Origin of the sequence: Croceibacterium xixiisoli, assembly GCF_009827305.1 — a bacterium.
GTDB lineage: Bacteria > Pseudomonadota > Alphaproteobacteria > Sphingomonadales > Sphingomonadaceae > Croceibacterium_C > Croceibacterium_C xixiisoli.
In genome coordinates, this window is the sequence record NZ_WTYJ01000001.1 from 1,460,347 (window position 1) to 1,483,314 (window position 22,968).

19 protein-coding genes are annotated in these 22,968 nt (G+C 63.5%); 14 read left to right on the top strand and 5 right to left on the bottom strand.

Going from position 1 to position 22,968, the window contains the following annotated elements; genetic code table 11:
* Positions 1 to 14: 14 nt before the first annotated feature.
* The 3 genes from GRI97_RS07025 to rodA all read left to right on the top strand — a co-directional run bounded on the left by GRI97_RS07025 (position 15) and on the right by rodA (position 3,846).
* Positions 15 to 1,196, top strand: a complete 1,182-nt coding sequence (locus GRI97_RS07025; protein ID WP_161390342.1) for a cytochrome P450 — start codon at positions 15 to 17, stop codon at positions 1,194 to 1,196.
* A gap of 141 nt (positions 1,197 to 1,337) precedes the next feature.
* On the top strand, positions 1,338 to 2,567 hold the full coding sequence (locus GRI97_RS07030; RefSeq protein WP_202392599.1) for a zinc ribbon domain-containing protein: 1,230 nt from the start codon (positions 1,338 to 1,340) through the stop codon (positions 2,565 to 2,567).
* 160 nt (positions 2,568 to 2,727) lie between these two features.
* Entirely contained in the window at positions 2,728 to 3,846 is a 1,119-nt protein-coding gene (gene rodA, locus GRI97_RS07035) for a rod shape-determining protein RodA (RefSeq protein ID WP_161390343.1), read from the top strand.
* A gap of 37 nt (positions 3,847 to 3,883) precedes the next feature.
* On the opposite strand, the gene GRI97_RS07040 is transcribed toward rodA, so the two are convergent.
* Positions 3,884 to 4,180: a plasmid stabilization protein gene (locus tag GRI97_RS07040; protein ID WP_161390344.1), complete on the bottom strand. Its 297-nt coding sequence runs from the start codon at positions 4,178 to 4,180 to the stop codon at positions 3,884 to 3,886.
* Between the two features lie 221 nt (positions 4,181 to 4,401).
* On the opposite strand from GRI97_RS07040, the gene GRI97_RS07045 reads away from it, so the two are divergent.
* The 4 genes from GRI97_RS07045 (at position 4,402) to GRI97_RS07060 (ending at position 8,884) form a co-directional block, all read left to right on the top strand.
* Positions 4,402 to 6,984 (top strand): GAF domain-containing hybrid sensor histidine kinase/response regulator, encoded by a 2,583-nt coding sequence (locus GRI97_RS07045; RefSeq protein ID WP_161390345.1) that lies wholly within the window; start codon positions 4,402 to 4,404, stop codon positions 6,982 to 6,984.
* A 187-nt stretch (positions 6,985 to 7,171) separates the two neighbouring features.
* The gene (locus GRI97_RS07050) at positions 7,172 to 7,618 is read left to right on the top strand and encodes a hypothetical protein (RefSeq protein ID WP_161390346.1); all 447 of its coding nucleotides are present in this window, start codon (positions 7,172 to 7,174) and stop codon (positions 7,616 to 7,618) included.
* The gene (locus GRI97_RS07055; protein WP_161390347.1) at positions 7,615 to 7,827 is read left to right on the top strand and encodes a helix-turn-helix transcriptional regulator; all 213 of its coding nucleotides are present in this window, start codon (positions 7,615 to 7,617) and stop codon (positions 7,825 to 7,827) included. The genes GRI97_RS07050 and GRI97_RS07055 overlap by 4 nt, the downstream gene beginning before the upstream one ends.
* 199 nt (positions 7,828 to 8,026) lie before the next feature.
* The gene (locus GRI97_RS07060) at positions 8,027 to 8,884 is read left to right on the top strand and encodes a hypothetical protein (protein WP_161390348.1); all 858 of its coding nucleotides are present in this window, start codon (positions 8,027 to 8,029) and stop codon (positions 8,882 to 8,884) included.
* 28 nt (positions 8,885 to 8,912) lie between these two features.
* Here GRI97_RS07060 and GRI97_RS07065 read toward each other — a convergent pair whose 3' ends face one another.
* Complete coding sequence (locus GRI97_RS07065; RefSeq protein WP_161390349.1) at positions 8,913 to 10,931, bottom strand: lytic transglycosylase domain-containing protein; 2,019 nt, start codon at positions 10,929 to 10,931, stop codon at positions 8,913 to 8,915.
* A 426-nt stretch (positions 10,932 to 11,357) separates the two neighbouring features.
* Positions 11,358 to 12,863: an ABC1 kinase family protein gene (locus GRI97_RS07070; RefSeq protein ID WP_161390863.1), complete on the bottom strand. Its 1,506-nt coding sequence runs from the start codon at positions 12,861 to 12,863 to the stop codon at positions 11,358 to 11,360.
* A gap of 115 nt (positions 12,864 to 12,978) precedes the next feature.
* On the opposite strand from GRI97_RS07070, the gene GRI97_RS07075 reads away from it, so the two are divergent.
* Both GRI97_RS07075 and GRI97_RS07080 read left to right on the top strand, forming a co-directional pair.
* Complete coding sequence (locus GRI97_RS07075; protein ID WP_161390350.1) at positions 12,979 to 13,560, top strand: ANTAR domain-containing response regulator; 582 nt, start codon at positions 12,979 to 12,981, stop codon at positions 13,558 to 13,560.
* Positions 13,557 to 14,765, top strand: coding sequence for a CmpA/NrtA family ABC transporter substrate-binding protein (locus GRI97_RS07080; RefSeq protein WP_161390351.1), 1,209 nt, complete (start codon positions 13,557 to 13,559; stop codon positions 14,763 to 14,765). Before GRI97_RS07075 ends, GRI97_RS07080 begins: the two co-directional genes overlap by 4 nt.
* Before the next feature lie 39 nt (positions 14,766 to 14,804).
* Here the strand turns inward: GRI97_RS07080 and GRI97_RS07085 are convergent, their stop codons facing one another.
* Both GRI97_RS07085 and GRI97_RS07090 read right to left on the bottom strand, forming a co-directional pair.
* Positions 14,805 to 15,287 (bottom strand): hypothetical protein, encoded by a 483-nt coding sequence (locus GRI97_RS07085; protein ID WP_161390352.1) that lies wholly within the window; start codon positions 15,285 to 15,287, stop codon positions 14,805 to 14,807.
* A 121-nt stretch (positions 15,288 to 15,408) separates the two neighbouring features.
* Positions 15,409 to 15,771 carry a hypothetical protein gene (locus tag GRI97_RS07090; RefSeq protein WP_161390353.1) on the bottom strand — a complete coding sequence of 121 codons (363 nt, stop codon included), beginning with the start codon at positions 15,769 to 15,771 and terminating at the stop codon, positions 15,409 to 15,411.
* A gap of 171 nt (positions 15,772 to 15,942) precedes the next feature.
* Here GRI97_RS07090 and GRI97_RS07095 point away from each other — a divergent pair, with 171 nt between their 5' ends.
* The 5 genes from GRI97_RS07095 (at position 15,943) to cobA (ending at position 22,918) form a co-directional block, all read left to right on the top strand.
* The gene (locus GRI97_RS07095) at positions 15,943 to 16,356 is read left to right on the top strand and encodes a hypothetical protein (protein ID WP_161390354.1); all 414 of its coding nucleotides are present in this window, start codon (positions 15,943 to 15,945) and stop codon (positions 16,354 to 16,356) included.
* Positions 16,357 to 16,622: 266 nt separating this feature from the next.
* Positions 16,623 to 19,154 carry a nitrite reductase large subunit NirB gene (gene nirB, locus GRI97_RS07100; RefSeq protein WP_161390355.1) on the top strand — a complete coding sequence of 844 codons (2,532 nt, stop codon included), beginning with the start codon at positions 16,623 to 16,625 and terminating at the stop codon, positions 19,152 to 19,154.
* The gene (gene nirD, locus GRI97_RS07105; RefSeq protein WP_161390864.1) at positions 19,154 to 19,495 is read left to right on the top strand and encodes a nitrite reductase small subunit NirD; all 342 of its coding nucleotides are present in this window, start codon (positions 19,154 to 19,156) and stop codon (positions 19,493 to 19,495) included. The genes nirB and nirD overlap by 1 nt, the downstream gene beginning before the upstream one ends.
* Positions 19,492 to 22,128: a molybdopterin-dependent oxidoreductase gene (locus GRI97_RS07110; protein ID WP_328598510.1), complete on the top strand. Its 2,637-nt coding sequence runs from the start codon at positions 19,492 to 19,494 to the stop codon at positions 22,126 to 22,128. Before nirD ends, GRI97_RS07110 begins: the two co-directional genes overlap by 4 nt.
* On the top strand, positions 22,115 to 22,918 hold the full coding sequence (gene cobA, locus GRI97_RS07115) for a uroporphyrinogen-III C-methyltransferase (protein ID WP_161390357.1): 804 nt from the start codon (positions 22,115 to 22,117) through the stop codon (positions 22,916 to 22,918). The genes GRI97_RS07110 and cobA overlap by 14 nt, the downstream gene beginning before the upstream one ends.
* Positions 22,919 to 22,968: the final 50 nt, after the last annotated feature.

Below are 22,968 nucleotides of genomic sequence, written 5' to 3' on the forward strand. Positions count from 1 at the left end.
CGCATTTGGGCGTCATGACCGCGCCGGCAGCCAGCGGCATCGACCTTTATGCCGATGCCGTGCTGGCCGATCCGTTTCCGACCTACAGAGCCCTGCGCGACATGGGTTCGGCTGTCCGGCTGGAGCAGGTTGACGCCTGCTTCATCGGTCGGTTCCGGGATGTGCGGGCGGCGCTGAATGATTGGAACAGCTTTTCCTCTGCCAGCGGGATCGGGCTGAACCCGGTGATCAATGATGCGTGGCAGGAGGCGCTGATCTGTCAGGACCCGCCGGTGCATACCGAACGGCGAAGGGTGATCACGGAAGTGTTGAGCCCGGTGGCGCTGAAGCCGCTGGCGGAGACGATCGGCCGGCGGGCCGAAGGGCTGGCCGACCGGATTGCCGAGATGGGCCATTTCGATGCGGTGACGGATTTTGCCCATGACCTGCCGATCGGGGTGGTGATGGATCTGATTGGCTGGCCGGAGGATGTGCGGCCGCGGTTGTTGCAACTGGCGGAAGGCAGCTGGAACGCCGCCGGGCCGGAGAATGCCCGCATGCGGGAGGGGTTGACCCAGCTGGGCGAGATGATGGCGCTGATCGCTGAGATTTATGACCATGACCGGGTGCTGCCGGGCGGGTTTGCCGCGCAGATGATCGGCCATGCCCATGCCGGCCATATCAGCCGCGAGACCGCGATCGGCATGCTGGCGGGATATATCGTGGCCGCGTTCGAAACCACGATCAGCGCCATGGCATCGGGCATCTGGCTGTTCGCGCAAAATCCGGCGCAGTGGCAGAAGCTGAAGGACAATCCGCAGCTGGCGATGCAGGCCGCCAATGAGATCGTGCGGGTGGAATCGCCATTGCAGAATTTCGCCCGCTTCTGCGCCCGCGATGTGGCGATGAGCGATGGCGTGATCATTCCGGGCGGCAGCCGGGTGATCGTGTCCTACGCCAGCGCCAATCGGGACGAGCGCCAGTTTGCCGATCCCGATGACTTCATCATCGACCGGAAGGAGAAGCAAAACCTGGGATTTGGCCATGGCCCGCACGGCTGCGCAGGGCAGGGGCTGGCGCGGATGGAGCTGACGGCTGTGTTCACCGCGCTGGCCGCCCGGATCGACCGGTTCGAGCTGACCGGAGAGCCGCAACGGGCGATCAACAATGTCTCTCGCGGATTTCGCAGCCTGCCCGCCCAGGCGGTGCCGGGCTGAAAAGAACAGGCATAACCTTGCCGGATAACGGTTTGTCTCTGTTGCGGGGCGGATCAGCCGTATGGTTTACTTATATTCAACCATCAGATCTTAGGGCAACCGAGATGCGGTCGATTTCGACGGCGTTGCGGGGAACACCGGGTGAGCGGATCTGATGGCAAGACATGCCCGGCCTGCGCCGAAGAGGTGAAGCTGGCGGCCAAGATCTGCCGTTTCTGCCGCTATGACTTCGAAACAGGGGCCGCCGATGGCGCGGCCAATGATAGTGGTGCGCCGGCTGCTCCATCAGTTGCTCCGGCCGATTCAACCCCGGTCGCTTCGACTGTTGCACAAGAACCGGCAACCGGGCGCAAACGCCATTCTACGCTGGCGCTGACCATTGCCATCTATGCGCTGCTGACCGGGTTGGGCATGGCGCTGGGCATCTTCGTGTTCGACCGCATGGCCGAACATCCCGAGCCGGTGGAAGAGACCGCCGCCGTGGTTGAGGAACAACCAGTGGTTGCGCAGGGAGCGCAGGCAGCGAAGGATGAAGCGATCCGCCAGTTCGAAAAGGCCATCGACACCTTTTATTCCGGCACGAATTCCGACGTGCAGACGCTGGCCGCCGAACCTGCCGCGCGGATCAGCGTGAACCTGGCGATGGAAATGTTCGGCCAGCCGGGCGGCGGGCTGGTGTTCCGCAATATGGAGCGACAGGAACGCGAAACGCTGGCGGTCTGGGCGGCGACCGCCCGTTCCGCCGGCACCGATGGCAAGGATCTGGTGGTCGGGGCGACAATGGATGGATCGCCCACGATCCGATCGGTGTGGAGCGGTGAGGCGCAGCAGAATGATCGCGTGATGCCGGCGATCCTGCTGGAGGCGGATCTGCCGCTGGTGAATGCCGTGGCCGGGCGCCGACAGACGGCCTGCCTGCGCCGGCTGTCGGTAATCGACCAGGAGTTCGGCATGGAGCGCGCGGTGAGCTATCTGCCCTGTGGACAGAGCGATCTGGCCATCGCGAAGGCGATGAAGTCAGCCGGCGTGATCGATATTCCGCCCGAATATGGCACCGCCATCCAGGCGGCCGATGGGCATTCCGCTGCCCCGAGCAGCATGGACGGGAATGCGGACCAGAATGTCGATTTCAGCGATATCACCAGCACGCCGGCACCCGCTGCACGATCTGTGACACGGCCCACCACTCGGCCTGCTGCTCCGGCGCTGCGCAATCGCAGCCAGCAGCCGACCGGGGTGATCGCGATGACCGATGCGGATGATGCCGGCCATGCCGCCGAAGCCGCAGCGACGGCCGCCCGGGCGGCCGCGCAGGTGCCGACCAAGGCGACGCGAGGCCATTCGGGGGCGGATGCGGCCACGGAAATGTAAGCTGCGACATGCCGACGTGCGGACGCACACAGGCCGGCGGCAGAAACCATCCGCATATCGCAAGCCATTGTGCTACACCGCATCTCCCCCTTGCCTGTGGACAGGGTTGCGATAGCGGCGGGGTTGATCTGAAACTGCCTGCGACGAGTCGGTCCCCTTCGTGAAATCCATTATTCCCAAGGCCATTGCGGATCAGTCCTGGCCGGCGATCATCACCCTGTTCCTGCTGGCGCTGGTCGGCGGCACGGCGCTGTTTTCCGTGGCCGGTGGATCGTTCACGCCCTGGGCGGCGACGCATGCCATGCGTTTCGTGCTGTTCATGGGCATGGCGATGGGCCTGTCCTACATCCCCGTGTCGTTGTTCCGGATCGGCATCATCCCGGCCGCACTGGGCAGTATCGCGCTGCTGGTTCTGGTGCTGGCGGTCGGCTTTGTCGGGGGCGGGGCGCGCAGCTGGCTCAATCTCGGCTTCATGCAATTGCAGCCTTCGGAACTGGTCAAGATCGCGCTGGTGGGGCTGCTGGCCCGCTATTTCGAGGTGCTGACGCCGAGCGAAACCTCCAAGGTGCGCGCACTGTGGCCGCCGCTGCTGATCACCAGCGTCCCCTTCCTGCTGATTGCCGCGCAGCCGGATCTGGGCACGGCCATGCTGCTGATGCTGACATCGGTAATCGTGTGCTTCCTGGCCGGGATGCCGCTGAAATGGTTCCTCGGCGCCGGGCTGGCCGGGGCGATTACCGTTCCGCTGGCCTACAACTTCCTGCTGCTGCCGCATCAGCAGTTGCGCCTGACGATCTTTCTCAATCCCGAAGAGGATCCGCTGGGCGGTGGTTACCATATCTCCCAATCCTCGATCGCGATCGGATCGGGTGGCATCATGGGCAAGGGCTATCTGAACGGCAGCCAGAGCCATCTGCATTATCTGCCCGAAACCCATACCGACTTCATCTTTCCGGCAATTGCAGAGGAATGGGGGCTGGCCGGCGGGCTGGTGATCATGCTGCTGTTCGGTGTGTTGTTGCGCTGGGGCATGAATGTGTCGCGCAATGCGGCCACGCGGTTCGAACAGCTGGTAGGCGCCGGGCTGACCTGCAGCCTGTTCCTCTATATCGCGATCAATCTGATGATGGTGATGGGCATGGCGCCGGTGGTGGGAATTCCGCTGCCGCTGGTGTCCTATGGCGGATCGGCCATGCTGTCCGCCATGCTCTCTGTCGGCGTGCTGATGAGCATCGATCGGGAAAACCGCAAATCGACCCGGCCTTTCCGGCGATTGTGATCGCAGGCAAGGGCCGGGCAGTCGGCATGGGCGGGGATCAGCCCTTCGCCTTCCTGCGCCGGGTCTCCCAGCCTTTTTTCGCGGCGGCGGAACGCTTGGCGTGGCTCTGGCTCGAACCGGATTTCTCCCCGCCTTTGCGCGCAGATTCATGATTGTCCGGTTTACCGCGACCCGAACCGGATTTGTTGCCGCCGCCGGATTCCTTGTTCACCGTGGCCCAGGCACGGCGTTCGGCTTCCTTGTGCCCTACGCCGCGATCCTCATAACCTTCTTCGATATGTTCGGCCTTGCGCTTTTGCTTGTCCGTATAGCTGGATTTGTCACCGCGCGGCATGATGCTGTCCTTCCGATCACATCCGTCCGGCTTCCCCAACGCGCGAGGGAGCATTCGGTTGTTCGTCCGGTCACATTTATGCTTCCCCATGCCCTGTTAAGATGATGTCTTTACAGCGTTCAGGCGGGAACGGTTGCCGGGCTGGTGCGTAAGGAAGAGTCAGGATTTTGGCTGAGGGAAATTCGATTGTGTCGGCTGAGGGGGTGCCCGCGGGGGCGGTGATGGGCGCCAGAGGGGAAATGGCGCGACGGATCGCAGAATTCGATTGGTCGGCAACCTCGCTGGGCCCGATGGATGCCTGGCCGCAAAGTCTGCGGACCATCATTGCCTTCATGACGAATTGCCCCGTCCCGTTGGTCATGCTGTGGGGCCCGGATGGCTATATGGTCTACAACGACGCCTATGCCATTTTTGCAGGGGACGCGCATCCGCGCCTGCTGGGCAGCAAGGTGCGCGAAGGCTGGCCCGAAGTGGCCGATTTCAACGATCATGTGATGCGCACGGGGCTGGCCGGCAAGACGCTGGCCTATCGCAATCATGTGCTCAGCCTCAACCGCACCGGCGTGTTCGAGGATGTCTGGCTCAATCTCGATTATTCGCCGGTGTTCGATGATGCGGGCCAGCCGGCCGGGGTGATCGCGGTGGTGGTGGAAATTACCGAGGCGGTGATGGCGGAACGCGCGCTGCGCGAAAGCGAGCGCCGGCTGCGTTTTCTCGATGATCTGGGCCGCACGGCCAGTACCATTGTCGATGCCGATGACATCCTGGCCATCACCACCCGCATGACGGGGGAGGAGATGGGCGTATCGATCTGCGCCTATGCCGATATGGACGAGGATCAGAACGGCTTCACCATCCGGGGCGACTGGGCGGCACCGGGCGCGCAGTCGATCGTGGGCCATTACGATCTGACCGATTTCGGCGAACTGGCCGTGAGCCGGCTGTCTGCCGGTCAGCCGCTGGTGGTCAAGGATATCGAGCGTGAATTGACGGCCGGGGCTGCCGCGACCTTTGTCGCCATCGGGGTGAGGGCGACCATCTGCATGCCGTTGGTCAAGGATGGCCGGCTGACCGCGCTGATGGCGGTTCATCATGCCCAGCCGCATGACTGGACCGATCAGGAACTGGCGCTGATCCGCGCCGTGACCGACCGCAGCTGGGCCCATGTCGAACGCGTTGGGGTGGAGGCGGAACTGCGCCGCGCGGCGGAGGAATTGCGCGAGCTGAACGAAACACTGGAAAGCCGCGTCAATGAAAGATCCGACGCGCTGTTGCGCAGCCAAATGCAGTTCCGGCTGCTGGTGCAGGGCGTTACCGATTACGCGATCTACATGCTCGATCCCGAAGGCCATGTGTCGAGCTGGAACGCCGGAGCGGAACGGATCAAGGGCTATGCGCCCGAAGAGATCATCGGGCGGCATTTTTCCACCTTCTATCGGCCGGCGGACCGGGACAATGGCGATCCGGCGCGGGCGCTGGAGGCGGCGCGCAAGGATGGCAGCTTCACCGCAGAAGGCTGGCGCATCCGCAAGGATGGCAGCGAATTCCGCGCCAGCGTGGTGATCGACACCATTCTGGACGAACAGGGCGATCTGATCGGTTTCACCAAGATCACCCGCGACGTGACCGAGCGCGAGGCGGCCCAGCGCGAGCTGGAAACCGCGCGCGAGGCCCTGTTCCAGTCACAGAAGCTGGAGGCGATCGGCCAGCTGACCGGCGGTGTGGCGCATGATTTCAACAATTTGCTGATGGCGATCAGCAGCAGCCTGGCGCTGTTGCGCAAGCGTATGCCCGATGATGATGCGCAGGCGGTGCGGCTGATCGAGAATTCCATGGCGGCGGCCGATCGCGGTGCCGCGCTGACCCAGCGGATGCTCGCCTTTGCCCGGCGGCAGGAATTGAAACCCGAACGGGTAGATGTCGCCTGGCTGGTGCGCGGGATGATCGAACTGATGCAGCGATCACTGGGGCCAAGCTGGGAAATCTCCACCCGTTTCCCGCCCGATCTGGCCGCGGTGTTCGCCGATCCCAACCAGCTGGAAATGGCGCTGCTCAATCTGGCGGTGAATGCGCGCGATGCCATGCCCGGCGGCGGCGATCTGCGGATCGAAGCCAGCCCGCGCAAGATCACCCGGGGGGAAGTGAAGGACCTGCCCGCCGGCGCCTATATCCGCTTGAGCGTGATCGATAATGGATCCGGCATGGATGCCGAAACGCTGGCGCGGGCGACCGAGCCGTTCTTCACCACCAAGGGGGTGGGCAAGGGGACCGGGCTGGGCCTGTCCATGATCGACGGTTTCGCCCGGCAGATGGGCGGCGTGCTGCAGCTGGAAAGCGTGGTGGGGACGGGCACATCGGCCCATCTGTGGCTGCCGCTGGCGCAGGAAAGCGCCGCCGCACCCGACCGCGCCCCGACCGCGGTCCCTCAGCCGGCGCGGGGCAACCGCCCGCTGACCGTGCTGGCGGTGGATGATGATGCGATCATCCTGATGAACACGGCGGCGATCATCGAAGACATGGGCCACCGCGTGTTCGAAGCCTCATCCGGGGCTGAGGCGCTGGAGATTTTCACCAGCCATCCAGATATCGATCTGGTGGTGACCGATCACGCCATGCCGGGCATGAAAGGCACCGAGCTGATCGCGGCGCTGGTGGAACAGCGGCCGGACGTGCCGATCATCCTGGCGACCGGCTATGGCGAAATCTTCGACAATCTGCCCCCGCGTGCGTTGCGGCTGGGCAAGCCGTTCAGCCAGGATGAGCTGGAAACGGCGGTGAGGAAGGTCTGCGCGACTTCGGTGTGATTTGTCCGGCCGGGGAAGCGCATTGGAGGAGCGGGCTTGCTGGCGAACCCAGGAGTTGATTTCATGTAACCTTCAGGTTACATAAGTAACCCTAGGGTTACCAGAGCGGCGATCCGATTGCATCAGATCGCCGCTCTATTTCCTTTTGTTTGCCGCAATTTCCGAGTCAGCCGGTGATTCCGCCTGCTTGGAAATTGCCAGAAGGAGTGGATCTATGCAGTCAGTCGTTGCCGAACAGGCGGAGCGCTTGTCGAAGCGGAGGGCGATCGCTGCCATTGTTCTGGGTACGGTTCTGGCAGCAACTCAGGCCCAGCGCATGGATGCGAGCGGCGCCGGGCCGATCGCCTGGATGATCACCGGGCTGGTCATCGCGATATTCCTGCTGTGGGCGAGCGGCCTGTTTCGCCACACATTCCTGCGTGGAATTCTGAATGATGAAGGCAGCGATGTCAGCAGGCGCCGTTCCTTGATGATTGGCTTCTGGAATATGCTGGCGACAGCCGTGGTTTGTTATATTCTGACCTATGTAAAGGATTACGGTCCGCGTGATGCGATCCAGATCATCATGACGGTCGGCATCAGTTCTGCTCTGATAAGCTTTGGCGTTGCCGAACGGGTTGCCTCACATCAATGACCGAGAGATTGCTGAACAGAATTCGAGAGGAGCGAGAGCGGATGGGCCTGACCCAAGCCGCTCTCGCACAAAAAGTCGGTGTGTCTCGCAAGACGATCAATACCATAGAGAACCTGGTCTTTTCACCGTCGGCCATCCTGGCGTTGAAAATTGCTCATCATCTCGACATTCGTTTTGATGATTTGTTCTGGATCAGTTGCCAGGACTAATGCTTGCAAATGTGGTCTGGGAGCGCGGACGCTTGTGCTCATCCGAGGGTGAGAGTGCCGCAGTTCAGCAAAACTCTCAAAGCGTTTGTTCCCTGTTTGTTTGCGTGATATCATCTGGCTCGGCAGAGCGGATGATCGATGGCGATACAGATTATGTCGTGGGTTCCGACGTTAACTGTCGATAGCGGGAGGTGGCAGGATGGTGGGCGGCGGATCATTTGTACAAACAGGTCTTGCGTTGGTGATCCTCGCTGCAGCGGCGCCGGCGGTTCCTGCGTCTCCCAGCCTGCTCGGCGTGGGCCTGGACGACCATGTTCCCGCTTTCAGCCCATCCGGCACGGTCGAACCGGTCTCATCCGTGGAAATGCTGCGAGTGAATAATGCCGATGGTAGCCGATCCACGCTGATCCGGGTTGGCGGCCGGGAAATCATGCATCCGCACCCCTATGTCACCGTCATGGCGCAGGCGGGAGATGGGGTTCTGCTCGAAGTCGCGGATGCGGGGAATTCCTGCAATGCGCGGGGCTTTGTTTTTCTGGCGATATCCGGTGAAGACTTGCGGTTCTCGGATCAGTTTGGCGAATGTGCGACATTTGTACGTGCGGAAACCACGGGCAACACCATGATAGCCACCCTGCGGGCAATGCAGGGCGGCGCCGGATATCTTGCCTACTCCTATAATGGCTCGCGCGTCACCCTGCGGCGGATCGGACTGCTTCCTTCGGCCGTCCCTTTCGGCAACGCTGACGGCTGGATCGGCGGGGACTTGTTTGATTATCTGACCGCTGCCGAAAATCACGTTATGCTCAAGCGAATGATGGGGCTGGAAAATCTGGAAGACGCACGCTTTTCTGCTGCGATTGCCAGTGATTTTCGGATCGATGGCGACTGGGTTGTGGCAAGTGGATGTCGTGCTCATTCCTGCCCCGGCAGCAAGGTCGCAGTCGCGATCAACCGGCGGACCGGCCGGCCGGTGATCGCGCTGCTTGGCGACAAGGGGCGGCAGATTTGGGGAAAAGAGAGTGAGGAATATTTTGCTGAATTCAGTTTCAATTGAATTTTTTCCGTGCTTATATGAATATACTTTATCTCAATTTTCTGTTTCTCCATTCTTGTAAAATTCTTCTTTTTTCTTCGTCTTTAAGGGTTGGGTCCATGTTGAACGTTTCTGGAATAACCCACGGTCCCGATGCCTTAGCCAAACTTGGACGCCCCAGAGACCATAAGCGCTCTGCCGATGTGTGCGATATCCCTTCTCGTTGCGAAGCATCTAGGAATATTCTATAATATATTATTTCATCCAATCTCTGAAGATTTTCTATAATATAGTTTTTAGTTTCCGTGGGGAGTTGTTCAAACCAGTCATCTCTATGGTTCCGTAATATTCGATTAACATTCCCGGAGCCATGGTTAAAGTCTGCCCACATTTTTGCAAGATCGCCATTGTGCCTATTTCGGAATGCCAAAAGCAGTTCGGATCCGACCCTATTCATCTCTGAAGGATTGTTGATCTGGTTGGTAGGGGTGGCCCCATATCCAGGATTTCTTGCGGTTTCAGGTAAAACTTGCATGGCGAAGCGAGCGCCGCTTCGTTCATTTATGTTTCGATTGCCATTTTCCTTGTAATCTCGATTCTCACTTTCTGTATGACGAGTTGCGAGTATTAGATCTTGATCTGTCGGTATAATTATTGAACTGTTTCTGTAATCTGTTTGGGAAATTCTCATTAATATCGAGCTAATAGTTCTTGATTCATTTTCGGAAATCGAATCTTGCTGAGCTACGGGGATTTTGAAAGGGTCAGGCAGAGCTTGGGTTCGGTTCATTTCCTCGTTGGATTGTTGTAGTCGATTGGTGTTTTGATTAAGGTAACTATATAAACCATGGCCGGTGAGATATGATTTAAAGTTTGCATCTAATATTGTGCCAGATTTTGGAGTTTTTTTGTTTGTTGGATGGATTGGGTTCTCTTCCATCCGCGCTCGGTTTTCGTCACGAAGCTGATCCAACGCAGCGAGGGCCGGTGGCGAGAGTTGGGCGCGGATACTCTCCGGCACCTCGCCATCCTGTACATAGAGCGCACGGTCGAAATCGACCTGTTCGGCCCAGCGTTCGAAGGCCTTGCGTCCGGCCTCATGCTTGTCGCTCAGCGCGGCCTGCGCGACGCTGTGGTGCTTGCGGGCCTGGGCCAGGGCGTTCTGCCGCTGGGCTTCGCTCAGATCGGGGCGGGCCTTGATGTGGCGGATCGTGCCGGCCAGATCGAAAGCGGTGTCGGTATCGCCAGCTTCGATGGCGCCGGCAGCGATCGCCTCATCCACCACACGGGCACTTTCCGCCAGTTCGCGCGGGCCGCGCAGGGTCGCTTCGGTCAGGGCGATATCGCGTGCGGCCATCTCGTCGCGGTTGGCCTCGAAATAGGCGCCGGCCAGATCGATATCGCCACCATCGTCCAGCACCGCACGCACCATGCGCGTGTGCATGTCCGACAGGGTCCGGGCGTTCTCCTCGCCAAAGCGGGCCTCGTCCCATTCCTCGGCTTCGGCCAGCCGGGCATTGGCCTCGATCACCTGGCGCCGGGCCTGCGCCATGGCGGCGGGATCGGCATGGGCGGCAAGGGCGCCTTCGATGGCCAGATCACGTTCGCCCCGGGCGGCTTCCCCGCCCATCTGCCGCAGGCCCCGGCGCGAATGGGCGGCGACCAGATCCAGCGCCTGCGCCAGCGGCCCGGCGCTGAGATTTTCGAGCATGGTTCGCATGCGCGGATTACTGGCCTGATCGAGCGCGGCGCTTTCCAGCGCCAGAATGCGGGCCTTGGCCTCCGCCCCCGCATCGGCGGCGGCCTTGCCGCTCAGCCCGGCGAAGTCGCGCGTCAGGCTGCCGATGTCTCGCTGCAGCCCCAGCGCCAGATCGCGGGCATAGGCATCGTCACGGCGCAGTTCCTCATCCTGACGGGCGCCATGATCCTGCAGCGCCTGCGCCAGCCGGGGCAGGCCGGCGGCGATCCCGCCAGCGATGCCGAAACTGTTGTCGGTGGGTCGCAGACGGGCGGGGGTGGTTTCGACCGGACCGGCCTGATGCGGTTGATATTGCGGAACGCGCGGCATGGAGGGGCATCCTCTTCCAGAGAAGGGCGGCCCGATGCGCGTGCCGCCATGCGGCTGTGGTGGAGGGTTTTGCCGCGGGTTGAATCGCGGGGGGGGGCTGTCAGGGTTCTATCCGGATTGTTCTGTCAGGCGTGTAGCTGGGTCAGGCCTGGTCGCAGCGCGGTGGGTCGGACCTGCCCTTGCCATTCTCCGACAACCGGCGTTCCAATATTCCAAATCCCGTCATGCCGGACTTGATCCGGCATCCATCCTTCGCCCCGCATGGAGGTTGCAATCCCAGGTGTGGCAGGGGCACGCAGGAACGCCTCCCCAGCGAGCCCCCGCCAGACCCGAGGCGGTGGCTGCATGGATGCCGGATCAAGTCCGGCATGACGAGGAGTGAAATCGTTGCCGTTCTTCGAGGGGGCGGGTGTAAGCGGAAAGGGCTTACCCCCAGATCACCGCGCCTGCGATGATCATGCATCCGATCAGCACCGCACCGGACATCTTCAGACTGGCTGCCCTGATCGCGGCGGTCGTGTCCGCAGCAGGTGCCGGCTCCTGTTCCAGGCGGCGCACGGCGGCGCGGATCAGGCGGGGGGCGTCGTCGCCCACGCGGCCCAGTTCCCAGGCCAGCGATTGCAGCAGCGGTTGCCAATACGCCGGGTCGAGCCGGGCGGCAATCAGGCGGCGGCTGGATCGGCGCATGGCTTCGGACAGGTCGAAACCGGGCACGATGCCGTTCATCACGCCGTCGACTGTGATGAGCGCCTTGAACACCAGCAGCAGATCGGGCGGCATGGTCATGCCTTCTTCCCGCATCAGCTGCATGAAATCCGCCACCATCGCACTCAGCACCAGGGTGCCCTGGCCATGGCGGGCGATCAAACGGTCGGCGGAGGCCTGCACCTGCGCCTTGGGCACGCCGCTGCCGGCCGACCATTGCATCAACGTATCGGTCAGCAGGGCGGGATCGCGCCGGGTCAGCGACTGGATGAAGGCGATGAATTCTTCCTGCCGACGCGGCGAGACATGGCCGATCATCCCCAGATCCAGCAGCGCCACGCCATTGCCGGGCAGACACAACAGATTGCCGGGGTGCGGATCGGCGTGGAACCGGCCGTTGATCAGCACCATTTCCAGCATGGCATCGGCGCTGACTGCGGCGATTTCTGCCGGATCGATGCCGGCGGCGTGCAGGACAGCGGGGTCACGCGGGGGGATGCCGGCGATGAATCCCATCACCAGCAGGGTTTCCGAACTCAGCGCCCAATGGATTTCCGGCACGACCACGCGCGGTTGCAGGGCGAAATCATCGCGGAGCCGGTCCGCGTTGCGGCCTTCGCCGGTGAAATCCAGTTCTTCCAGCACGGCGCTGGCCAATTGCCGCAGCAGCGCCTGCGGGGCAAAGCGGCGCGCCTCCGCACTGGCGCGCTCAATCAGGCCGGCCAGCTGCGCGATCAGCCGCAGATCCGCCTCCATCTGCGGGCGGATGCCGGGGCGGCGGATTTTCAGCACCACATCCTGCCCGCCATGCAGCGTGGCGCGATGGACCTGGGCCATCGATGCGGCGGCCAGCGGCTGCGGATCGAAATGGGCAAAGGCATCCTCTACGCTTTGCCCCAGCGCCTGTTCCACCTGCGGGCGCAGCATGTCGAAGGGAAGGGTGGGGGCGCTGCTCTGCAGATGTTCGAGTTCGGCAATCCATTCGGGCGGCAGGAGATCGCTGCGCGTGGCCAGGATCTGGCCCAGTTTTACAAAGGTCGGGCCCAGTTCCTCCAGCGCCAGCCGCGTGCGGTGGGGCAGGCTGCGGGGATCGTCATCCTGATCATCGGCACGCGGTTGCAGCCCGACGCGCGCCAGCAGCAGGCCCAGGCCGAACCGGGTGGCGATGGCCAGGATTTCCCGGAAACGGGCCTGATCCCGCTTTGCAATCACCAGCCTGTCGATCATCATTCCCGCCGCAACCATGCCTGATGGTCATGCAACGCGCCTGCCGGCCTTTGGGATCCAATTGACCTTTGGCCGTATCGGCGGCACCTGTGCTGCACTTGCGAAGAGGTTGGGTTTGCGAATCGTCGTCCTGGATGACAGCCGCGCACGGGCGACGGTTTTGGAAGAAGGGCTGCGCGATGCCGGCTATGACGACATCCATGTCGTCGTGCCGACTGGTCCCTTCGTGGCGCAGCTGGAACGCATGGGCCCCGATGTGGTGTTGATGGATCTGGGCAATCCCAGCCGCGACACGCTGGAAGAAATGCTGACCGTCAGCCGCGCTCTGGCCAAGCCGATCGCGATGTTCGTCGACCAGTCGGATGACAGCATGATCGGTGCGGCGATCGATGCGGGGGTTTCCGCCTATGTCGTGGACGGGTTGCGGCGCGAACGGGTGAAGCCGATCATCGAGCTGGCCATCCGTCGGTTCAACGCCTTTTCCCGGATGCAGGCGGAACGCGACGAGGCCGTGCTGCAGCTGGCCGAGCGCAAGCTGATCGATCGGGCCAAGGCGATCTTGATGAACCAGCGCGGCCTGTCCGAACAGGATGCCTATGCCCTGATGCGATCGGGCGCGATGAACCAGGGCAAGAAGATCGTCGAGATCGCGCAGGCGCTGATAACGGCCAGCGAATTGCTGGGAGGGGGATCATGACCACCACGCTGCGTATCGCCTTCCTCCAGCTGACCGATGCCGCGGTGCTGGTGGCCGCGCAGGAACGCGGCTTTGCCGAGGCAGAGGGCATCACGCTCGATCTGGTGCGGACCACCAATTGGGCAACGCTGCGCGATCAGCTGGTCTATGGCCAGGTGCAGGCCGCGCATATGCTGGCGCCGCTGGCGGTGGCGGTGACGCTGGGGCTGAACCAGGGGCAGGCAAACCTCGCCACCCCCTACAAGCTGAGCGTCAATGGCAATATGCTGGTGATGGCCAGCGCCTTTGCCGAGGCGATGGACCCGGATGTGACCCGGCGGCTGGCCGATCCGCTGGGGGCGGCGCATGATTTTGCCGGGGCCATCGGGCTGTGGCGGCGCAAGCCGGTGATCGGCATCGTGCACCGTTTTTCCAGCCATGCGCTGATGCTGCGTTACTGGCTGGCCAGCGCCGGGGTCGATCCGGATCGCGATGTCGATCTGCGGGTGCTGCCGCCCTCGCTGACGCTGGAGAAACTGCGGGCGGGCGAGGTGGACGGTTTCATCGCCGGCGAGCCCTGGGGAAGCGCGGCCGTCGATGCCGGGCTGGCCGAAGCGGTCGCGGTGGGGGAACGCATCTGGCAGCGCGGCGTGGAAAAGGTGCTGACTTTCCGCGAAGACTGGATGGATGCGCATCCCGATATCGTCGATGCCTTCCTGCGCGCGACGGCCCGCGCGGCGGCCTGGTGCGACGATCCGGCCAATCATGAGGAACTGGCCCGGCTGCTCTCTGTGCAGCAATATGTCGGCCATCCGCCCGAACGCATCCGCCGGGCCCTGTCGGGCCAGATCATCGCGCGGGCCGGGCTGGCGCCGATCGACAACCCCGATTTCATGCTGTTCGCGCGCGAAGCGACCGCCTTCCCGTGGCGGAGCCAGGCGCTGTGGATCTACACCCAGCTCGTGCGCTGGGGGATGATCACCCATACGCCGGACAATGCCGCGCGGGCGGGCGGGGTGTTCCGCCCCGATGTGTTCCGCCGCGCGCTGCAGGGCAGTGACGTGCCGATGCCGGGGGCGAGCATGAAGCTGGAAGGCGCGCTGGCTGCGCCGCTGCCGGTCGGTTCGCGCCAGGGCGGGCTGACGCTGGGACCGGACCGGTTTTTCGATGGGCAGGTGTTCGATCCTGACCGGATGGAGGAGTTCCTGGCGGGGTTGCGCCGCTAGGCTGCGATCCTCTGTCGGCCGCCACCCCGGAGAGCCGTATCACGACGCGGGCAGCGGTATCCGTACCGGCAAATCCCCCTGCATCGGCGCCGGCTGATCGAATGGAATGCCGAACAATTGATGCGTGAGCATCAGCAGAGCGATCGTGGCCGGGGCCAAGGCCAGCGTCATCTTGCGCTCCAGTTCCTCAAGGCTGGCATCGGGTGAGACGGTCCGCAGCCGGTCCATGATGGCAGAGGCGGTGATCGCCACCCCGCATTGGTCCAGCGCATTCTGCAGCTGCGCATATCCGGCATCGGCCTTCCCGCGCTCTGCCGCAGTGATGGTCAGGCCGCGCAAGCGATGTGCCGCGCATTGCGACACGCCCATGGCCATCTGATCCGCCCCGATCGCCATCACATCTTCAATGTCCGCCGCCATCTGCGCCATCTCAGCCTCGGCGGGCTGCGCGGCCAGCGGCGCGGCGATTGCCAGCGCGCCGCCTGCCGCCACCATGGCCCATACACTGTTCCTGAAACCCATCTTGCCCCCACTGCCCGCAACCGTGCGGCATTCTGCTGTGGTCAGCTATGGGGAGGCAAGCGGCAGTTTTGCTTGAGCGGGATCAAACTGTGTCGATTTCAGCTATCAGCCGGCTCCGTACTCACTCGGCGCAAACACCCTCATCCACCAATTGCTGGCGGAACCGCCGGCCTTGCTCGCGGATCCAGGCATCGGCGCTGGCGCGGCCATCGCTACGGAACCGGCGGCCATATTCGGTTTCCAGCGCCCGACGCTCTCCGGCGGGCAGGGCATCGGCCGAACAGCCGCTCGCGTCGCGCTGCTGCCGGCGGGGCGGATCGCCCATCCGCATGCGGTTCTGATGATCCTGCACCCTCACCGATTGCTGATGCTGCAGATGGCGATCCAGCACATTCATATCCTGGGCCACGGCGGGGCCCGGGATCAGCATAAGCCCGGTGGCCAGCGCGCTGCCGGTCATGGCGATTTTCAGGCGATCAATCACGGCTCTCTCCTGCCTTGGTATTGGCGACCTGTCACACAACGCCATGCGGGTCCTGTCGCTCCCGTGAACCTGCGCCGACGCACGACGGGGGGAGCTTGCGGCGGGCAGACGGCGTGCTCGGCGCCGGCCTCTCGCATTGCCGCTGGCCGAATCCGCTGATACGTCCCCGGCATGATCCGCCATATTTTGCCCACGCTGTCACTCCTGACCCTGTCGCTTGCTTCGCCTGTTCAGGCGCAGGCCGAACTCACCGGCAAAGCCGCGATCGATCACGCGGTGGGCAACACCATGGTGACCCGGCTGGTCGATGAAACGGTCGGCGCGCAGGAGGGCAGGCTGCTGCTGCGCCCCGATGGCACGGCAGTATGGGTCAATATCGAGCCCGGCGCGCAGGCCGTTACCATCCGCTGGCAGGTCGACGATCAGGGGCAATTGTGCATGTCCGGCTTTCCCGCAGATACGGTGGAGGATTCCTGCGCGGGGATCAGCATCACGGGAGACAAGGTGGTGATGCATGACGGGGATTCCGATTCAGCAGGCATTCTGGACATTACGCTGGTGCCCGGCAATCCCGGCAATCTGTGAGCCGTTACTCGTCAAAGCAGCTGAGCGAGGCGCACGGATTGATGCCATGCGCCAGGCCGAGCGTTTCACAATTCACTTGAGCCCACCTGCGAATCGCCATATGCTGCAACGCGAAAGGGCAAGGTTGTCCTTCGATATATAGCCGAGCTGATCCACTGGCGGATCGGGTAGGCACTGATGATGGCAAAGCCGCCATCCAGACCGCAGGGTTCAACGCCCTGCAGTCCGGATGGCGGCTTTTTTGTTTTTCTGGCGGAGACGCGACGATGGAACTTCAAGGCGGCGGCGGTCCTGAGTTGGACCTTGCGGAAGACCTCACCCTGGCGGCCGATGACCGGCGGGAGCATCTGGTGGTGGTCGGCAATGGCATGGCCGGCTGCCGCGCGGTGGAGGAACTGCTGGCGCGGGATGGGGCGCGGTATCGGGTCACGATCTTCGGTGCCGAACCGCATGTGAACTACAACCGCATCATGCTGTCGCCCGTGCTGGCGGGTGAGAAGGCATTTGACGACATCATCATCAACGATCGGGCCTGGTATGCCGACAATGGCATCGATCTGATCGTCGATGATCCGGTGATGGCGATCGACCGCGCGGCGAAGATCGTGACATCAAAGGCCGGGCGGGTCGTCGGCTATGACCGGCTGCTGATCGCCACCGGATCGGACCCCTTCATCATTCCGGTGCCGGGCAAGGATCTGCCGGGCGTGATCAGTTTCCGTGACATGAAGGATGTCGATGCGATGCTGGCCGCGGCGGAGGCGGGCAAGGCGGATGGCGGCGGCCATGCGGTGGTGATCGGCGGTGGGCTGCTCGGGCTGGAGGCCGCCCATGGGCTGACGCTGCGGGGCATGAAGGTTACCGTCATCCATCTGATGCCGACGCTGATGGAACGGCAGTTGGACGAAGCAGCCGGCTGGTTGCTGAAGACCGCGCTGGAAGGGCGCGGGCAGACCATTCTGACCGGGGCCGATACAGCTGAAATCTATGGGGAGGGCAAGGTCGAGGGCGTCCGTTTGAAGGATGGCCGCGATATCCCCGCCAGCCTGGTGGTGATGGCGGTCGGCATTCGCCCCTCCGTGGCGCTGGCGCGGGAGGCCGGGCTGGATGTCGGGCGCGGGATCAAGGTGGATGACCACATGGTCACCAGCGATCCGCATGTGCTGGCGGTCGGCGAATGCGTCGAACATGATGGCAATGTCTATGGCCTGGTCGCGCCGCTGTGGGACATGTGCCGCAGCCTGGCCGACGGGCTGACCGATCGGCACAGCGGCTATCGCGGATCGGTTACCTCCACCAAGCTGAAGGTTGCCGGGCTGGATGTGTTTTCCGCCGGCGATTTTTCCGGTGGCGATGGGTGCGAGGATATCGTGCTGCGCGATGCGGCGCGCGGGGTGTACAAGCGGGTGGTGGTAAAGGAGGGGCGCATTATCGGCGCCGTCCTTTATGGCGATACCGGCGACGGCGGGTGGTATTTCGACCTGCTGAAGCGCGAAGAAGATGTCAGCGACATCCGCGATTTCCTGATCTTCGGTCAGTCCTACGCCTCCGGAGGGGGGCAGGCGGACCCTAAGGCGGCCGTTGCGGCGCTCTCGGACGATGCCGAGATCTGCGGCTGCAACGGCGTCAGCAAGGGTCAGGTTGTCGCCTCCATCCAGGGCGGGGCCTGCACGCTGGATGCGCTGCGGGCCGGCTGCAAGGCATCGGCAAGCTGCGGGTCCTGCACCGGGCTGGTGGAAACCCTGCTCGCCATCACCCTGGGCGATGAATATTCGGGCGAACGCGCCACCCGCACCATGTGCAAATGCACGAGCTTCGGCCATGACGATGTCCGGCGGGAAATCGTGGCCCAGGGGATGAAATCCATCCCGGAGGTGATGCACCGGCTGCACTGGTCCACCCCCGATGGCTGTGCCAGCTGCCGCCCCGCGCTCAACTATTACCTGCTGTGCTCCTGGCCGGGCGAATATCAGGATGATCAGCGCAGCCGCTTCGTCAATGAAAGGCTGCACGCCAACATCCAGAAGGACGGCACATATTCGGTGGTACCGCGCATGTGGGGCGGGCTGACCAACCCGCGCGAATTGCGCGCGATCGCCGATGTGGTCGAAAAATACGATGCCCCCATGGTCAAGGTAACCGGCGGCCAGCGGCTGGATATCTTCGGCATCAAGAAGGAAGACCTGCCCGCCGTTTGGGCCGATCTGAATGCGGCCGGCATGGTATCTGGCCATGCCTACGGCAAATCGCTGCGCACGGTGAAGACCTGCGTGGGATCGGAATGGTGCCGCTTCGGCACGCAGGATTCCACCGGGTTGGGGGTGAAGGCCGAACGGATGAGCTGGGGGTCATGGATGCCCCACAAGTTCAAGATCGCGGTATCGGGATGCCCGCGCAATTGTGCGGAAGCGACGATCAAGGACTTCGGCATCGTCTGCGTCGATTCCGGCTATGAACTGCATGTTGGCGGCAATGGCGGCATCCATGTCCGCGTCACCGATCTGTTGTGCAAAGTCGCGACCGAGCGCGAAGCGCTCGATTACTGCGGCGCCTTCATCCAGCTCTATCGTGAAGAGGCGCGTTATCTGGAACGCACCGCGCCATGGATTGACCGGGTCGGCGTCGATTACGTCAAGCAGCGCGTGGTTGAGGATCAGGTGGGGCGCGAAGCCCTGCTGCGTCGGTTCCTCTATTCCCAGAGCTTCAGCCAGGATGATCCCTGGGCCGAACGCGTCGCCGGCGCCCATGCAGAACTGCACCAGCATATTGCCGAAGTCCGGCCGATGGAGATTGCGTGATGATTGGTAACTGGCTGGACATCGGACCTGTCGATCAGATCACCCCGGGCAATGCGCGCACCCTGCCGGTGATGGGTGGGGAAGAGATTGCGATCTTCCGCACGCTGGGTGGGGAATTCCACGCGCTGGTGAACAAATGCCCGCACAAGCATGGTCCGCTTTCCCAGGGGATCGTCCATGGCGGGGTGGTCACCTGCCCGCTGCACAATTGGAACATCTCCCTGAAAACCGGGGAGGCGCTGGGCGAGGACAAGGGATGCGTGCCGGTCATTCCGCTGAAGGTGGATGCCGGGCGGATCTTCCTGTTGCGTTCAGCGGTGATGGGGCAAATGGCTGCGTGACGGATGACGACGCCTTGCCGGCCTTTCTAGGCCCCATCCGCACCACCTGCGCCTATTGCGGGGTGGGCTGCGGGATCACCGCCACGCCCACCGGCGGACGTTCGGTCATGATTGCCGGTGACGCGGATCATCCCGCCAATCGCGGGCGGCTGTGTTCCAAGGGCACCCATCTGGGGGAAACCGTGGATCTCACCGGGCGGCTGCTGCATCCGATGATCGGGCAGAAGCGAGCGAACTGGGGCCGGGCGCTCAATCTGGTGGCGCGGCGGTTCCGCGAAACCATCGAGCGGCATGGGCCGGACAGCGTGGCCTTCTATGTGTCCGGGCAATTGCTGACCGAAGATTATTATATCGCCAACAAGCTGATGAAGGGCTTCATCGGTTCGGCCAATATCGACACCAATTCGCGCCTCTGCATGTCCAGCGCGGTGGCCGGGCACAATCGCGCCTTTGGCGAAGATATCGTGCCGGCCAGCTATGACGATCTCGATGTGGCCGATCTGATCGTGCTGGTCGGATCGAACACCGCCTGGTGCCATCCGATCGTGTACCAGCGGATCCAGGCGGCCCGGGCCAAGCGCGGGACGCGGCTGGTGGTGATCGATCCGCGCCGCACGGAAAGCTGCGAAGGCGCCGATATCCATCTGCCGATCCGCCCGGGCAGCGATGTTGCGCTGATGAAGGGGCTGCTCGCCTGGTGTGACGAGGCCGGGGTGACCGATCCCGATTTTTTGGCCCGGCATGTGCAGGCGCCCGATGGGTTCTGGGACGATGCGCGCAGCGGCCATGATCTGTGGAGCACGGCGCGCGCCTGCGATGTGCCGCCGGCTTTGCTGCAACAGTTTTTCGAACTGTTTGCCCGTACCCCGCGCACGATGACCCTGTTCAGCCAGGGCATCAACCAGTCGATCCGGGGCACGGATCAGGTCAATTCCATCATCAATGTCCATCTGGCCACCGGCCGCATCGGCCAGCCGGGCGCGGCGCCCTTTTCCATCACCGGCCAGCCCAATGCCATGGGCGGGCGCGAGGTTGGCGGACTGGCATCGACGCTGGCCGCGCATATGGATTTTGCGCCCGAGAATGTCGCGCGCGTTCGCCGGTTCTGGGGCGCGCCTTTTACCGCGACGAAGCCGGGGCTGAAGGCGGTCGATCTGTTTCGCTCCATCGCCGAAGGGCGGGTGAAGGCGCTGTGGGTCATGGCCACCAATCCTGCCGTGTCGCTGCCCGATGCGGCGCGCGTGCGCGAAGCGCTGGCCGCCTGTCCGTTTGTGGTGGTGTCCGATGTCATCGCGAATACCGATACCAGCGCCCATGCGCATGTCCGCCTGCCGGCCGCCGCCTGGGGCGAGAAGGACGGCACGGTCACCAATTCGGATCGCACCATCAGCCGGCAGCGCCCGTTCATGGCCTTGCCGGGCGACGCCAGGCCGGACTGGTGGATTATGGCTGAAGTCGCCGCGCGGATGGGCTGGCGGTCCGATTTTTCCTATCGCCATCCAGCCGAAATCTGGCGCGAACATGCGCGGCTGACGGCCTATCAGAATGATGGCCAGCGGCTGTTGAACCTGCATGACTATGCCAGCATCGGCAATGAAGCCTATGATAACATGCAGCCTTTCCGCTGGGGCGATCGGCCCTTTGCCGATGGGCGGTTTTCCACCCCCGATGGCCGGGCGCGGCTGGTGCAGGTCGATCAGATGGAGCTGCAGGCGCCGCTGAAGGACTGGCCGTTGACGCTCAACACCGGGCGATACCGCGATCACTGGCACACCATGACTCGGACAGGCCTGTCGCCCAAGCTCGCGCGCCATCGCGAAGAACCGCTGGTGGAGGTGCATCCGCAGGATGCCGCCGCACTGGGGCTGGCGCAGGGCGATCTGGCGCGTGTGGCCACCGCGCAAGGGGACAGCCTGTTCCGCGTGCGGCTGGAAGAAGGGCAGCGGGTGGGGGAGATCTTCACCCCGATCCACTGGACCGATCAGCTTTCGACCGGCGGACGCACCGGATTGCTGCCGCGTCCGCTGGTCGATCCGCATTCGGGCCAGCCGGGTTTCAAATCGACACCGGCCCGGCTGCAGAAAATCGCCACCGAATGGAAAGGCTTCCTGATCCTGCGCGGCGAACATCCGGCCCAGCCGCGCTGCCTGTGGGCCACGCGCGTCGCGGTGCCTGGCGGCGCGCTGTATGAAGTGGCCGGCAATGGCGACCCGGCGCGGCTGGAGGAATGTCTGCCGGCCGGTGACCGGGTCGAGGCGGTGGATCTGACGCGCGGCACCCGCCGGGTGGCGATCATCCGCGACGGGCGGCTGGCGGCAGTGTTGATCGTGACGCGCAGCGGCATCCTGCCATCGCGCGACTGGCTGATCGGGCAGTTGCAGGCGCAGCATGTCGGCGCCAGCGTGCTGGCCGCGCGCGGACCGGGCCGGCAGCAGGACAAGGGCGCCACCATCTGCGTCTGTTTCGATATCGGCCTCAACCAGATCATTGCCGCGATCCGCGATCAGGATCTGATCAGCGTTCCCGCCATTGGCGAGGCGCTGGGGGCAGGGACCAATTGCGGGTCCTGCCGCCCGGCAATCGCCAGCATTCTTGCCCAGACCACGCAGGAGCTTGTCCATGCTGCAGAATGAACTGATCGCCGCCGGGGAAGTCTGGCTGGTGGGGGCGGGGCCGGGCGATCCCGACCTGCTGACGCGCAAGGCCGAACGGCTGATGGCCGCCGCCGATGTGGTGTTTTACGATGCGCTGGTCAGCCATGGCATTCTGGCGCTGATCCCCGAAGGAACCGAGCGTGTCAGCGTGGGCAAGCGATCCGGCCGCCACAGCAAGGCGCAGGAAAGTATCAATGATCTGCTGTTGGCCGCTGCGCGCGCCGGCCGGCGGGTGGTGCGGCTGAAGGGCGGCGATCCGTCGATCTTCGGCCGTTCGGCGGAAGAGATGGAGCATCTGGCCAAAGCTGGCATCGCCACACGGATTTGCCCCGGCATCACCACCGCCAGCGCGGCGGCGGCCAGCGGTCATGCCTCGCTCACCCTGCGCGGGGTGGCGCGCGGGCTGACGCTGGTCACCGCCCATCTCAAGGCGGGCGAGCCGTTGCAGCTGGATTGGGAAGCGCTGGCCAGCCCGGGCAGCACGCTGGGCATTTACATGGGCCGCGCCGCCGCCGGGGAAATCAGCCGATCGCTGATCGCCGCCGGGCGCCATCCCGATACGCCGGTGATGGTCGCGGTGAATGTGTCCCTGCCGACCGAGCGGCTGATCCGGGGCAAATTGTCGGCGCTGTCGTTCCTGACCGCTGCCATCAGCGATGATGATCCCACGCTGCTGCTGATCGGGGAAGCGACAGCCGGGGTGCCCGAAGCCAGCGGGCGGCTGCAGTCGGCAGTCATATCGGATTTGATATCTGTAACAGGCGAATAATCCGAAAAATCCTGCTCACACCATTGCAAGTAGCGGCAATGCGCCCGAAG

Bases quoted from the DNA above. Each gene is read 5' to 3' on its own strand.
- GRI97_RS07095 (WP_161390354.1), top strand. From the start codon at position 15,943: ATGATCCGCCATATTTTGCCCACGCTGTCACTCCTGACCCTGTCGCTT.
- GRI97_RS07080 (WP_161390351.1), top strand. From the start codon at position 13,557: ATGACCACCACGCTGCGTATCGCCTTCCTCCAGCTGACCGATGCCGCG.
- nirD (WP_161390864.1), top strand. From the start codon at position 19,154: ATGATTGGTAACTGGCTGGACATCGGACCTGTCGATCAGATCACCCCG.
- GRI97_RS07070 (WP_161390863.1), bottom strand. From the start codon at position 12,863: ATGATCGACAGGCTGGTGATTGCAAAGCGGGATCAGGCCCGTTTCCGG.
- GRI97_RS07065 (WP_161390349.1), bottom strand. From the start codon at position 10,931: ATGCCGCGCGTTCCGCAATATCAACCGCATCAGGCCGGTCCGGTCGAA.
- GRI97_RS07025 (WP_161390342.1), top strand. From the start codon at position 15: ATGACCGCGCCGGCAGCCAGCGGCATCGACCTTTATGCCGATGCCGTG.
- cobA (WP_161390357.1), top strand. From the start codon at position 22,115: ATGCTGCAGAATGAACTGATCGCCGCCGGGGAAGTCTGGCTGGTGGGG.
- nirB (WP_161390355.1), top strand. From the start codon at position 16,623: ATGGAACTTCAAGGCGGCGGCGGTCCTGAGTTGGACCTTGCGGAAGAC.
- GRI97_RS07060 (WP_161390348.1), top strand. From the start codon at position 8,027: ATGGTGGGCGGCGGATCATTTGTACAAACAGGTCTTGCGTTGGTGATC.
- GRI97_RS07040 (WP_161390344.1), bottom strand. From the start codon at position 4,180: ATGCCGCGCGGTGACAAATCCAGCTATACGGACAAGCAAAAGCGCAAG.
- GRI97_RS07085 (WP_161390352.1), bottom strand. From the start codon at position 15,287: ATGGGTTTCAGGAACAGTGTATGGGCCATGGTGGCGGCAGGCGGCGCG.
- GRI97_RS07045 (WP_161390345.1), top strand. From the start codon at position 4,402: ATGGGCGCCAGAGGGGAAATGGCGCGACGGATCGCAGAATTCGATTGG.
- GRI97_RS07055 (WP_161390347.1), top strand. From the start codon at position 7,615: ATGACCGAGAGATTGCTGAACAGAATTCGAGAGGAGCGAGAGCGGATG.